The following is a 12019-nucleotide window of genomic DNA, read 5'->3' as shown; positions in this document are numbered from 1 at the left end:
TCATCGTACTCGAGTGCTCGTACTGCGACCGCCGCGACAGCTTCGAGCGGAAGGTTCTGGTGACGCAGTTCGGGGCTACGGCATGTCTCGCGAAGTTGCGCCGTCGACTGGCGATGGGATGCGATAGGATGGTTGGGCCGGACGGCGATCGCTGCGGAACTCGGTTTCCAGGCCTCGATCGATAGCTCTGCCGGAACAATCGGTTTCGGTGGTCGTTCGCTCCTCACAATCAAGGAGGAGCATCCAATGACCAATGTTTACAATGAAGGCGCGCCCGCGTTCGCAAGCAATCTCGCCAAGAGCACGCTGACGGCATTCTTCGACAGCCGAAGCGACGCCGAGACGGCGATCGATAAGCTCAAGGCAGCGGGGGTCGCCGACGTCCGTCTCATGCCCGGATACGAAGCCGACCGCGAAGGGTCCGCTGCCGCCCCGGAAGGTTCCGGGTTCTGGGCCGGGTTGGCCGATTGGTTCTTCCCGGATGAAGATCGCGACGTGTACGCCGAAGGTCTTCGCCGCGGCGGCTTCCTCGTCTCCGCTTCGGTGAACGACAGCAATTACGACACCGCACACGACATTCTCGACGACGAGGGTTCCATCGACATCGACGAACGGGCGGATCTATGGCGGACGGAAGGCTGGTCGACCGGCGGGTACGATCAACAGGCTGCAGCGTCCACTGAAGACGTGTTCCAGGCGGACGCGGCCGCAGGCAGCGCGACGGGCGTAGGCCGCTATAGCAGAAGTGCCAAGGCGACTTCGCCGAGAGTGCGGGGATATGATCTCGCAGGAGACGTTCCCAGCGATGTCGTCGACGACGTTCTCCCGACAGGTCATCAGCGCGACGTTTCCGAAAGTGAACGGCCTGCCGATGATCGTATGTCGCAGGGTCAGTCGATCGACGACCTGAGGCAGAGCCAGATTTTGCCGGGTAGCCGCTGACGTCAGAGACTATTGAAGCCGCGTACAGACTGCGCGGCTTCTCTCTAACTTCTAAGGCATCTGGCTTTCGTTCTCGTCCGCCGGATCGAAGTTGATGTCCCAGTCTTTGACGGGCTTCTTTCCGGGAGGCGTCTTATGTTCGGTGGCGTCTTCCGATCCGGTGATGACCGTTGGCTTGGCGCTGTGGACGCCCGTCGACTTTCGGTCGGCAATCGACTTGGCGTACTGGCCCTTGGCATCTTTTTTAACGTTCGACATCTTAATCACCTTTCTGCTTGAAGCCGCCGGCGAGCGAACTGGCTTCCGGATCGCTGTTTGTCTCGCCGTTCGCGTCCTGCGCCTGATCGGGATCGTCCTTTGCCGGTAGGTAGCCGGAAGGCGTGTTTTCCCGCGGGCCTTCCCAGCGCGGCGACTGGTCGGTAGTGCCGGGAGCACCGTCCTTCGGATTGTTCATTCCCATGGTTGAACCTCCTGTTGAATGAGAAGGTAACCTTCGAGCCCGTACCTTGTTCCTCGTGGCCCCTGCTCTGAGGATGGGAACCATATGTCATAACCGACATTCCCTTCGAAGCGCGGGCGATGTCAACCGGACGCGATGGGGAAGGCGAGCGTGGTATTTTCCCGGTTTCTCGTCTTGTCCAACGAAATGGCAGTCGAGTGCCCCACCGTCCGGTACCGCTTCCCCACGATCATTTATGGAGCCCTGATGACCGACGATCCGCAGTCAACGACGATCGCCTGGTTTAACTCGCTACCGCCGATATCCCCTGCCGAGCTGATCGGGTTGTGGCGCGGCGAAGGCATTCCCTCCGGCCATCCGCTCGACGGCGTGCTCGAAAACTTGAATTGGTTTGGGAAACGCTTCCATGCAGACCTCCGAGCAGATGCTCTTCTTTTTCAGTGGCGGCCAGGCCGCCTGGTCCCTCTCGATCCGCGACGCATTCCCATTCGGGCCGCGCTCAAGCTTGCGACCTTCGGGAAAACGCCGGTCGCCAAAAACTGGTTTTCGTACCTGCATCAAATGATCCGTGCCTCCGGCACGACCGCCTCGGTAAAGTTGCGCATGATCGACGACGGGGAGACCGCTGCGATGGTCTATGACACGAAGCCGATCGTGGATTTCTTCAGAAGGATCGGCGATGACGAGATTGCTGGAATGATGATCATCGAACAGGACCAGAGAAGATATTTCTTCCGCCTCCATCGCGTCGCGCCTCTCGCAAGCGGGGCATCAGAGTGAGCGAGAAAGTTTCTCCACTGCACACGCCAGATGGGCGATACATTGTGGTTCGCGGAAGGCTGTGGCGGACATCGAACCCGTATTTGCCGGAGGAGGAGCGTGAAAGGCTCGTATCGTTGCTCATGGCGGCGAGAAGGAGAGTACGGGCTTCCCGCGGAAACGACACCTTACTTCAAGAGGCCAGGATGGCCGTCAACGACGCGAAAGTTGGCCTCGGCGAGCGGGGCGAAGTGTGGTGGTCGGACGGAGCCCCCGATTTTAATCGACATCTTGCAAAGAACACCCCTTACGCGGAATGGTACGCCAGCGTCGAAGCCGGTGCCGCCTCGCCTCAGGATTGATGGGCCTCGGGATCTTGCACACCACCTGCCAGGTTTAAGCTGGGAAACTTTCTTTCAGCATGGTTATCAAATTCTTTGCAGGGCTAGGATTCGGGTAACCCTTTTGCAAGGAATTCTGTAACGCTCGTGCTGGCCGCTTCGGGCTTGAATATAAGCGTAAATGTCCCCCGCACATCCCTAATGTCTTGGGGGCCTTTATCTTTCGCCTCATCAAGGAGGTGGTCGAACTGATTGCGAGCCCGTAGCGACGTCCAGATAACACGTTCTCCCATCATGAAATGTCTCCTCGCCACGGTAGAATCGACTGTAACGATTTGGGCGTCCATCCAATCGTACCATTCTCCTGCCCGCGATCAACCGTCGCGGCATTAACAGGAGGTATATGCATGGCATCGAAGTACATCGTGTTAGACACATGCATCATAAGCGAGGCTCAAAAGCCCCGCCCCAGACCAGAGGTGTCAGCTTGGCTCAGGAGGCTGCCACCGTCGAAAGTTGCCATCCCATTCCAGGTAATCTTCGAGGTCTCACATGGCATCAGGCTTGTCGAGAAGGCGAACCCCGGAAAAGCCCGCCAGCTTTCTGAATGGTTCAAAGAGCTATTGGCGCACAACTTCTTCATGCCTGAACTAACGTGTGAGGTTGCAGACATCATGGCTGCGATGGCGACGACGGGTGCGCTTAGGAACTACTGGCTGGGAGCACCTGAGCATGAAAAGTCGAAACGGCTCAAGTTCGGCTCAGACCCGATCATAGCCGCAACAGCTATTGCTCACGGAATGCCGATCGCCACCGTCGACGCTCGGGACTACATGCTGATCCACCGCTACTTTCCTCTTCCGGGCCTATACGATCCCGTCGTCGGTGAATGGGTGGTGGATCCGGCGTCCGGATGGTCGTTCGAAGTGGAAGATGATCCGGAAGTAAGTGCAGTCGACCACAATCCGAACCGGATGACCGGCGGCGTGGTACGGCTTAGGGCATAAGGGAAGAAATCAGTTCGCCTAGTTGGTGAAACAGTAGCCTCCGATCCGGCGACTATCAGGCGGCAAGCTAGATGCGTGCCACAAGCCGAAGCCGGCCACTTTGCACCAGCGTGCGATTGGCGAAAAGCCGCGGAGCTGCCAGACGAGCCTCCTAAGTAGGCCTCATCGGCCTCCCCTAACTTCCGATTTACCCCATTCTTTGTCGAAACCGAAACTCGACCGTCTTATGACCTCAGCGTGAACTCGCTTATAAGAAAGTGGGCAGGGAGTGGATGATGGTTGACCTCGACGCCGAAGAACCTCGCTCGATCATCGAACCACAGCGTCCCATCGATTTTTTTAGCGAACCATTTCGGTCCGCAAAAAAACTGCTGAAAAAGATTCGTGGAGCTTCGAGGAAGACTTATCTTGAGACGGCGGCAGTTGTTGAATCCTTGGCGGAAGCGCATCCGAATCTTTCCGAAGAGGAGTTGATAGCTTGGCTCTGCTCCGAGGGTCGGCTCTCCTATCGTGAAGCAGTGGGACACGCGCGCTTTCGATCGCATATGAGCGGGTTCACCGAGCAGGTGGACAAGCTCGATTTAAACGTCGACGTCGTTCAGCACCTGCTCGTCGCCGACAAAGCGACACAAGCCGAATGCCTTCTCAGGCTCGCCCAGGGCGACACGATCGACTATCCAGCCATCAACGACATCTACAAAAGAAATCGCGCCGCAGCACGTAGCGAGGAAAGCCTGGCGAACGCGGCACGAAGCGCTGCAATGCGCCAGGCTGCCGACAGATGTCGGGTGAGGCTCGAGAGGGGTGCGGCCGAGCTCGTCGCAATGTTTGTCAAACTCCAAGCGAAGCACGCAGTCATTTACGAAAACGACTCCGACGAAAATGGAGAGAGTGGCTGGTTTGAGACGCAATACGACCTCGAGGACAAGAAATATCTCGAAGCCGTCATTGGGATTCAGGAGGCTGCGGCGACGGTGCTGCGGCATCTTGAAGCCTTGTTCGGGAGCGAGCACGCCGACCGCGCCGATATTCTGGAAATCGCCCTCAAGGACGACTTCCAGGCGTCAGTGGCGTTGAGCTGGCACGCGCTTGTAGACCTGTCTGCCGGCCGGTTCGCAGGATATGACATAGAACCTTGGTCGGATGATCCACGAAGGTTGCGACAATGCATCGAATTCCTAGCGGGCAGCGAGAGCGGCGCGGTTCCGCTTAGGACCAAGCGGAAGGTAAAGCTTCCGGTCTTGCCGTCGAAATCTCTTCGGATGATCGATATCGCGGCCGGCATTGGAGGCACTGTTCTCGGCCTGGAGAGCGCGGGATTTCATCCCGTGGCGGCGTACGAGTTCTCTCTTTCCGCTCGAAAGCTTATGGATGAGAACTACCCGGCAGTGTCACGGCCTCAGATGGATCCGCTCGTGGGCCGATATCAGTTTGCGCCCTTCACGGGAAAAAATATCGGCCTCGTAACAAGCGGGACATCGTTGAAGCACTTCTCGCTCGAACCTCGGGCGGGCCGGCTGGATCCCAGCTATGACAATTTCGGCCATGCGGTGAACGCTATACGGACGGTCAGCCCGTCCGCATTTTTCTTCGAAGTCGACCCCAGGATAAATAATCAGGAGAACTCGAAATTTCGGCGCCATGTCGAAACGATCATTGAGGAGCTTGGCTACGACATTAGATGGAGCCTCATCGCGGTGTCCCGCATCGGGCTTCCACAAATCGATCCGCGCCTGGTCATGGTGGGCATGCGCGACGGCCGCATCCGCGATCTTGAGATTCCGGTCATGATCGAGCCCGTCACAAGGACTGTCGTCGACGCCATCGGCGATCTGGTTTCCTCGCATATCATCGGGGACGACAAGGATTCAAAGCTTCGGCTAGACTGGGTCGAATCCTGGAAGGCTGCCTGCGCAGACAAGCTCGCCCCGATGATCGTGAATTGGACACCCCACGCCCCGGCATCGGACGAATGGGCGAATATCTTCAAGATCGATATCGGAAAATACACCTCTTCTCGGCCGACATCCGAAGAGATCGCGGATCCCGCGTTCCGACTTCGTTTAACCTCTGCCATGTTGGCGAGGATACAAGGCATCCCGGACGAATGGTCGGTTACCGGCGCTAACGGCGAGTGGCATCGCGACCTCATCGAGACCGCGGTGCCTCCCGTCCTGGCGAAACTCGTCGGCTTCGCAATATTTTCGGCCCTTACGGGAGAGAAAATCGATATTCAGAAGTCTATGAGCGAGCCGCTCAGGCAACCGCCGCCGCCTGTCAAAAAGGTTTGGTTCGGCAACAGGTATGCCGGCAGACGGTGGAGTGTCGAGGTTCCGGAAGACTGGTCGCCTCGTAATGGACTGAGGAGTTTCCGATACATCAGCGATGAGGCGGCACAGATTGCTGACTGGCGAGCGACGTGGAAAGGCGAAGACGATCACCCTTTGGATGCAGCGACCTCTACATACGGCAACTAACGCATTCTGTAAGGATCTCCCGGATAACGCGCGATTGCAGAGGATAGCTGGCCCATCAGGTCTCTGACATATGTCTTGCAGCGTGCGTTCTCTTCTCCATCGATCAAGAACATCACCTCTTTGCCATCGCTCGAAAAGACGAAGTCGTAGACGCGGCCGTCGTCGGTGAAGGAGAGTGTTTCGTTCCCATCATCGTCTCGCGCAAGCCCAATGGCAGAGACTTCCTCGTCATATTCATAACGGTTTCGTATCGCCCTCCACAGTTCGACAAGCGGGTAGCTGTTCGGGACTCTGGGGACATTTCGGCCGGTCGGAATGAGAGGTTCCGTGCGGAGCATTTCCGAAGCGATGAGCATGGCATCGCGCATCGAGACGTCTACGCCCCAGATGTTCGGGCCCTCGCAGTTCCAGGTAGCCCATCCGTCGTTTCCGATCTCTTGGACATGGACATCCCAGCTCGTGACCTGAGTGTCCGTCCCCCAGCTAGCCTCATCGGCTCCGGAAACTTCCTGACAGAGGAACCGAATCTCCACCGCGGAACTCCATTCCTCGGCGCCGGGGCGAACGAAGGTGATGCATTCATATTGGCGGCGCGTCAGCAACCTGCATTCGAAGCCCAGTTCTTCGAGAACCGGACGCATGGTCGCTTCCAACTCGGCTAGACGTTGCGCCATATACATTCGCTTCTTCTCCACAGCTTTTGGAGAAGAGCGTCCGCCGAGAATTCGCATACTACAAAACGGTCGGCACGGGACGTCGTTAACCATACTTAACTTGGTCGTTAAAATTTTATTGACTTCCGGTCAGGTCGGCGTCGGAATGCCGCCATTGATTTCGCTAGATGGAAAGATCCGATGCGAATTGCGCGAATAAATCACGCCCTCGGGGCGATCGGCGGACAAGCCGTATAAGCGCGCCGACGGGTCGTTGCAGCGGTCCGCCCCTCAAAACGTCTCCCCCACGCACCAGAACCGGTACGAAATAAGAACATTTTTTCGACCCCGGAATTCTGTTCTATCGCCCGCAACTCGGAAGCCACGCCTCCAATGGTCGCGTGCCGTCGGAGAAGGAATTCTGTTGCGCACCGCGAGACTTGCCAGCCGCGAAAGGCTTATCGTCAGGGCATCGAGTAAACGCAGTCGACAAGTTTGGAGTACGACACATGATTTTCCGCGTTGCAGAAACCGACGTCCACCCCGTCCTCGCCTCCTGGCTCGAGCGTCAGTATGGCGAGTCCTGCGAGGACACGACCCTCCTCATGGTTCTGGCGATCCCTCGCATCGGCGCCCCTGAGTTCGAATCCCTCACCGAGCAGTACATGGGCCTGAAAAGCCTGATCCGTAGCATCGGCACGTTCCGAAACTCAAGGCAGGTTCCTTCCTTCGAAGAGTTCGTCGATCTGCTGGTCGAATACTGGGCCGATGACGAAGTGCGTGCGGCCCACTTCAGGGAAGGACGCCTTGTTACGGAAGCGGTGGCAGCACGGATCACCGTCGCCATTGCTCTTGGGCTATACCCGGTGATCGCGCACATAGACGCCCGCGCAGCCGCATAGTCGGCGCGACCGCAACTTCAAATGACATCGGAATCAAGGAACGCTGCCATGTTGCAGATTGAGAACCCGTGCGCAGATTTTCCGGCATCCCGGCTGCGGAAAAACAGCAGGCGCCGACCGACGCCGGTAGCGAAGAGCGCTTTCTTAAATCTTTTCGCGGGACAAAGCCCGCGAAAAAGGTGCATCGCCGAAAGGCACGGGCTCGCGGTCCATATCCGCCAAGCCGACGATGCGCAGTTCGACCTGCGCAAGATCATCGAATCCATCACGTCTCATGAAGAGTCGATGGCAGCGGCCCGAATAGCCGGCGCACGCACCGCATAGGCGCCGCCTAGCCCAACAACCTGCCCTTCCCAACACCTCCTAGGAGAACTGCCGTGTCGCAGATCGAACACGCATGCCCTTCGTCGCGCCCGCTTTCCAAAACGAAACTGCTCGCGACCACCTTTTTCAATCTCCTCAATCTTTGCAAGGAAACCCTTGGCATGACCAAGACCAAGATTGCCGCCGTGCGCGTCAAGATGAACCGCGCCGGGCTGAAGCCCGACCGCATCATCCCGGAAACCACGCAGTACCTCTCCGCCGATCAGGCTCACGTCGGTCGAACGATTGCGGCAGCGAACGGCTCGCTCACCGGAGACCTCTGGATCGGCACGGCCGCATCCACCGGCACCCGCGAGCCTGACAAGAAGAACGTCATCTCGTTCCGCGGCGCCACCCAGCACCATGGTGACAACCGCAAGCTCGTGGTCGAGAGCGCATTGGAAAAGCGCGTTGCCGCGCTTCTCATGGCCCGAAACGACGTCGTCGAACTGCGAGACCAGTACCCCCACGTTTGGTGGGCGGACGCGGATGGCAAGCTTTGCGAGCATACCTTCGACTTCTGGGTAAAGCTTATCGACGGCCGCCGCATCGCGATCGCCGTAAAGCCTGCGGCTCGGGTACGCAGCTCCCGCGTCGTCCAGAAGCTCCGCCAGATTGCGGTACAGGGAATCGGCGACGCCGCGGACGAGGTCGCTCTGATTACGGACGCCTATGCGACCCATGACGCCGCGCGCAATGCCGGCTGGAAGTTGCACGCCCGCCGCATGCGCAACGAGGCGGCATACCGCGAAGCGCTTGCCCTGGTCTGCGACATGAATGGTGTCGTGCGGTTTCACGATCTCCTGAGTGGCGCCGACCATCCTGCAGCCCGACGCATCGCGATCTGGAACCTGATCGACGAGGGCTACCTCGCGCCTCTCGAGCCGGGCCGCATCACTGACCTCTCGTGGCTCCGCCGCGCAACCCAGAACTGAGGATTCCCTCCATGAACGCCCGCATCCCTCCCTCCGCCTTCGGCGCCGTCGCGCCTGCTTCGACCCGCGCCAAATTCCTGGCGCAGGCCTCTTCCTTCCGTCTCAACATCCATGGGAACACCGACATGACGATCTACGCACAGCCTGCAGTCCGGCCGACCTCCACCCCCGCCGCCCCGGCAACCTTCGTCGTTACGGACTTCCTCCACGGAGCGGGCGCCATCGCGCTGATGGATAGGTCGCGCCGTTTGAACTGCGCCGGCAAGGTCAAGGAATCAAGCCAACGCCGTGCCATCGCGCTGGCCCGCGCCTGCCGCATCTTTCTCAGCCTTGAGAGAAAGGAGGTGCAACGTCGCGGCCTCCCCGCAACGCGTAGCGAGCGCGGCATGGCGGTTCTCATGGCCGAAGTCGACGCGATCATGCGCCTGTTCTGGGCAGGCTCGACCTACCAGGCTTTGCCCGCGGCCCGAAGCTTCCGCCGCGCGCTGCGGGAATACGAGCGTGCGGTCAGCGATGCCGCCGCTCTCCTGAACCTCGTCACCGAAATCCGCTGATCCTGAAAGGAAAACAGCCATGAAGACCATCCCCTACCCCCACTTCGTGCTTCCGCCTTCGGCTCTCGTCGTCCTCGATCGGACCCGCAACTTCCGCTGCGTTCAGTCAACCGATTGCGGCCACGTTCTCGCGATGGAGGAGAACCCCAACGTGCTGGACTTCTACTCCCACCAGCAGGTGAACGAGCTCGTCATGTCCGGACGCCTTCAGATTCAGTTGCGAGGCGCCAACGAGACCGATGACGTCGTCGAAGAGACCGTGGACGAAGCCTCGGCCGAGGCGGCCTACGATCGCGCCCTTCGAGCGATCGCCGACCGGTACGTCGAGCTCCTCTACCGGCAGGCGGCCAGGGCCGCCGCAGCCAACGCTTCTGTCGCCTCCTCCGAAACCCGCTGATCTCGAAAGGAACAGCAACCATGCCCAACCTGATCGCCTCCACCCGCGTACCCACCTACGTGCCGACCTACTTCCTGTCGGCAACGGCGCGCGTCACCATCGACGGGAAGCTCCATTACAAGCCGGTGGAGTCTTCCGATATCGGCCACGTCATCGCCCCGGAATCGAACCCGGCCCGTCGCGAGTTCTTCTCGCACGTCCAGTTCTACGAGATGATGTGCACCGACCGCCTCGAGGTGGATCAAGAGTACCACTACCACGGCCGTGAAAAGACCCGCGCGCGCTTCGGCGACGCCCGCGTCACCGACCTGGCAGAAGACGCGATGGTTCGCGTGCTCGGCAACACCGAGTACTGCAAGGGGTTCCTGCGCCGCAAGGCAGCGTACGAGGCGAGTGCTGCCGAAAAGCCGAAGAAGGGCAGCCCGAAGCTCCGCCGGATCTCTCTCAGCGACGCGTGCCTCGACTGGCTGCTACCCGACCTTGAAGCGGAAATCGCAGGACAAAAGCGCGGCGGGAAAGTCACCAAGAGTGTCGCCCGTCCGTCGAACCGCCACTTTCGCCGCATCTTTAAGCGCTTCTACGAAGGGGGCTACGACCCCATGTCGCTCGCCGCGCGCACCGGCAGCAGGGTACGCATCTCCTACCATCACCCTGAAGACGTCGTCATTTGGGACGAGTTTTCAAGGAAGTACGCGCACCACCTGAAGCCGACCATGGCAAAGCTCCTGAAGGAGCTGGCTGCCGAGATTGTAAAGCTCAACCTCGATCGTGCCGAAAAGGGTCTGCGTCTGCACAAAGTCCCCGGCCGCAAGGTCTTTGAGGGCATGATCAAAAGCCTAAACGCCTTCTGGGTGTGCGCCCAGCGCGAAGGCGAGGAGGCGGCGCGCAAGAAGTACAACATCACTTTCACCGGGCTCCAGGTCGAGCGGCCCGGCGAAATGGTCCAAATGGACGAGTGGACGGTCGACCTCATCCAATGGCTCGGATGGACGGGCATGCTCGCGAGGCTGAGCGAAGACGAGATCAAGGCGATCCGCAAGGTGCGCCTACGCGTCGTCGTGGCCATCGACATCGCCACGCGCTGCATCCTCGCGATGCGTTTCACGCCGTCCGCAGCGACGGAGCAGGCAGTGATCGACAGCCTCGAGATGATGGCGACCGACAAGGCCCGTCTGGCACGCCTATGTGGTGCAACCTCCCTCTGGCCCTATCACCTCACGCCGGAGTGCATCGTGACGGACAACGGTGGCCCGTTCACCGGCATCATGGTGCGCGCCGTTATGACCGCGCTTGGATGCGACTACATGAACCCGCCCGCCGGTCTTCCGCAAATGCGCGGAGCGATCGAGTCACTCTTTCATACCTTCGCCACCCAGTTCATGGACTGGTTCGAAGGCCGGACGTTCGGGGATATCTTCGAGAAGGGAGACTACAAGGCGCACGAGCGCGTCAGTCTCGCGATCGATCAGTTGAACCTCCTGTTCGTTCAGGCGATCGTCGACATCTACCACCATCAGCCGCACTCCGGACTAGCAGGAGAGACGCCGCACAACGCCTGGATGCGCCTCTCGCGCCAGTACGGAGTGATGCCGCCTCCCCCGCGATCGGTACGTCGCCACATCTTCGGCACCACCGTTGAGCGCGACATCACGGACCAAGGCGTCTGCTTCTGGGGTATCCATTACCAGTCGAAGGAACTGCAGCAGATCCGCCTGCAGGCCAAACGCAAAGTCATGGTCCGCGTAGACCGCTTCTCGCTGGACGCCGTTAGCGTCTGGACCGGCACCGGCTGGCTCGTCGTGAAGGCGCTGGAGGCCATTCCGGAGGACCTCTCGATCTGGGAATGGGTCGGAGCCCGCCGCGAGGTGACGGTCGAGAACGCTGGCAGCACCGAGCTCAACCTCTCGACCATGCTTCAGGCCGTGAACCGCCTCCGCCTGGCAGGCGAGGCCGCGACGGCCCGCGCGAACCTCGCGACGCAGCCGATCGACGCGGAGAAGCTCAACAAGCTCCAGTTGCAGTATTTCGACGGCGTGGTTCTCCGCGACGACCTTGAGCGCCGCGACCCGACGCTGGCACCGCTCGTGTTCGCCGCCGACCCGCTGCACCACGGCATCGAAGGCGTCGATGACGACCTGCCTGCGGACGAGAACCAGCCGGCCATCATCACGATCAAGGCCGCCAAGCTTCCCGCGGCGATCAAACCCGCGACCGACATCAGCTTTTGAA

The 12019-nt window shown here is 59.8% G+C and carries 14 protein-coding genes; 11 read left to right on the top strand and 3 right to left on the bottom strand.

From position 1 onward, the window contains the following. Window positions 1-246 precede the first annotated feature (246 nt). The gene (locus FHW37_RS25685) at window positions 247-942 is read left to right on the top strand and encodes a hypothetical protein (RefSeq protein WP_145641542.1); all 696 of its coding nucleotides are present in this window, start codon (window positions 247-249) and stop codon (window positions 940-942) included. 51 nt (window positions 943-993) lie between these two features. On the opposite strand, the gene FHW37_RS25680 is transcribed toward FHW37_RS25685, so the two are convergent. Both FHW37_RS25680 and FHW37_RS25675 read right to left on the bottom strand, forming a co-directional pair. Next, window positions 994-1200 carry a hypothetical protein gene (locus FHW37_RS25680; protein ID WP_145641540.1) on the bottom strand — a complete coding sequence of 69 codons (207 nt, stop codon included), beginning with the start codon at window positions 1198-1200 and terminating at the stop codon, window positions 994-996. A gap of 1 nt (window position 1201) precedes the next feature. Continuing rightward, complete coding sequence (locus tag FHW37_RS25675) at window positions 1202-1402, bottom strand: hypothetical protein (RefSeq protein ID WP_145641538.1); 201 nt, start codon at window positions 1400-1402, stop codon at window positions 1202-1204. 246 nt (window positions 1403-1648) lie between these two features. On the opposite strand from FHW37_RS25675, the gene FHW37_RS25670 reads away from it, so the two are divergent. The 4 genes from FHW37_RS25670 (at window position 1649) to FHW37_RS25655 (ending at window position 5986) form a co-directional block, all read left to right on the top strand. Then, window positions 1649-2182, top strand: a complete 534-nt coding sequence (locus FHW37_RS25670; RefSeq protein WP_145641536.1) for a GXWXG domain-containing protein — start codon at window positions 1649-1651, stop codon at window positions 2180-2182. A gap of 185 nt (window positions 2183-2367) precedes the next feature. Continuing rightward, window positions 2368-2523, top strand: a complete 156-nt coding sequence (locus tag FHW37_RS34610; RefSeq protein WP_348642849.1) for a hypothetical protein — start codon at window positions 2368-2370, stop codon at window positions 2521-2523. A gap of 386 nt (window positions 2524-2909) precedes the next feature. Next, entirely contained in the window at window positions 2910-3509 is a 600-nt protein-coding gene (locus FHW37_RS25660) for a PIN domain-containing protein (protein WP_186458387.1), read from the top strand. Window positions 3510-3784: 275 nt separating this feature from the next. Next, on the top strand, window positions 3785-5986 hold the full coding sequence (locus FHW37_RS25655; protein WP_186458386.1) for a DNA cytosine methyltransferase: 2202 nt from the start codon (window positions 3785-3787) through the stop codon (window positions 5984-5986). On the opposite strand, the gene FHW37_RS25650 is transcribed toward FHW37_RS25655, so the two are convergent. Beyond that, window positions 5983-6627: a hypothetical protein gene (locus FHW37_RS25650; protein WP_145641530.1), complete on the bottom strand. Its 645-nt coding sequence runs from the start codon at window positions 6625-6627 to the stop codon at window positions 5983-5985. The genes FHW37_RS25655 and FHW37_RS25650 overlap by 4 nt on opposite strands. Before the next feature lie 521 nt (window positions 6628-7148). Here FHW37_RS25650 and FHW37_RS25645 point away from each other — a divergent pair. The 6 genes from FHW37_RS25645 to FHW37_RS25620 are packed head-to-tail and all read left to right on the top strand — an operon-like array spanning window position 7149 to window position 12018. Beyond that, on the top strand, window positions 7149-7541 hold the full coding sequence (locus tag FHW37_RS25645) for a hypothetical protein (protein ID WP_145641528.1): 393 nt from the start codon (window positions 7149-7151) through the stop codon (window positions 7539-7541). A 48-nt stretch (window positions 7542-7589) separates the two neighbouring features. After that, complete coding sequence (locus FHW37_RS25640) at window positions 7590-7865, top strand: hypothetical protein (RefSeq protein WP_145641526.1); 276 nt, start codon at window positions 7590-7592, stop codon at window positions 7863-7865. A 53-nt stretch (window positions 7866-7918) separates the two neighbouring features. Continuing rightward, on the top strand, window positions 7919-8839 hold the full coding sequence (locus FHW37_RS25635; protein ID WP_145641524.1) for a hypothetical protein: 921 nt from the start codon (window positions 7919-7921) through the stop codon (window positions 8837-8839). 11 nt (window positions 8840-8850) lie between these two features. Continuing rightward, window positions 8851-9393 (top strand): hypothetical protein, encoded by a 543-nt coding sequence (locus FHW37_RS25630; RefSeq protein ID WP_145641522.1) that lies wholly within the window; start codon window positions 8851-8853, stop codon window positions 9391-9393. Between the two features lie 19 nt (window positions 9394-9412). Next, window positions 9413-9790: a hypothetical protein gene (locus FHW37_RS25625; protein WP_145641520.1), complete on the top strand. Its 378-nt coding sequence runs from the start codon at window positions 9413-9415 to the stop codon at window positions 9788-9790. Window positions 9791-9810: 20 nt separating this feature from the next. Then, complete coding sequence (locus tag FHW37_RS25620; RefSeq protein ID WP_145641518.1) at window positions 9811-12018, top strand: Mu transposase C-terminal domain-containing protein; 2208 nt, start codon at window positions 9811-9813, stop codon at window positions 12016-12018. Window position 12019 lies beyond the last annotated feature (1 nt).

The sequence above is a fragment of the Neorhizobium alkalisoli genome (assembly GCF_007829835.1).
Taxonomy (GTDB): Bacteria; Pseudomonadota; Alphaproteobacteria; order Rhizobiales; family Rhizobiaceae; genus Neorhizobium.
The sequence above is the reverse complement of the archived record's forward strand: the minus strand, read 5'-3'. Positions and strand labels throughout refer to the sequence as shown.

Coding starts and splice junctions, on each gene's coding strand:
- FHW37_RS25685 (WP_145641542.1), top strand. CDS start 247: ATGACCAATGTTTACAATGAAGGCGCGCCCGCGTTCGCAAGCAATCTC.
- FHW37_RS25680 (WP_145641540.1), bottom strand. CDS start 1,200: ATGTCGAACGTTAAAAAAGATGCCAAGGGCCAGTACGCCAAGTCGATT.
- FHW37_RS25675 (WP_145641538.1), bottom strand. CDS start 1,402: ATGGGAATGAACAATCCGAAGGACGGTGCTCCCGGCACTACCGACCAG.
- FHW37_RS25670 (WP_145641536.1), top strand. CDS start 1,649: ATGACCGACGATCCGCAGTCAACGACGATCGCCTGGTTTAACTCGCTA.
- FHW37_RS34610 (WP_348642849.1), top strand. CDS start 2,368: ATGGCCGTCAACGACGCGAAAGTTGGCCTCGGCGAGCGGGGCGAAGTG.
- FHW37_RS25660 (WP_186458387.1), top strand. CDS start 2,910: ATGGCATCGAAGTACATCGTGTTAGACACATGCATCATAAGCGAGGCT.
- FHW37_RS25655 (WP_186458386.1), top strand. CDS start 3,785: ATGGTTGACCTCGACGCCGAAGAACCTCGCTCGATCATCGAACCACAG.
- FHW37_RS25650 (WP_145641530.1), bottom strand. CDS start 6,627: ATGCGTCCGGTTCTCGAAGAACTGGGCTTCGAATGCAGGTTGCTGACG.
- FHW37_RS25645 (WP_145641528.1), top strand. CDS start 7,149: ATGATTTTCCGCGTTGCAGAAACCGACGTCCACCCCGTCCTCGCCTCC.
- FHW37_RS25640 (WP_145641526.1), top strand. CDS start 7,590: ATGTTGCAGATTGAGAACCCGTGCGCAGATTTTCCGGCATCCCGGCTG.
- FHW37_RS25630 (WP_145641522.1), top strand. CDS start 8,851: ATGAACGCCCGCATCCCTCCCTCCGCCTTCGGCGCCGTCGCGCCTGCT.
- FHW37_RS25625 (WP_145641520.1), top strand. CDS start 9,413: ATGAAGACCATCCCCTACCCCCACTTCGTGCTTCCGCCTTCGGCTCTC.
- FHW37_RS25620 (WP_145641518.1), top strand. CDS start 9,811: ATGCCCAACCTGATCGCCTCCACCCGCGTACCCACCTACGTGCCGACC.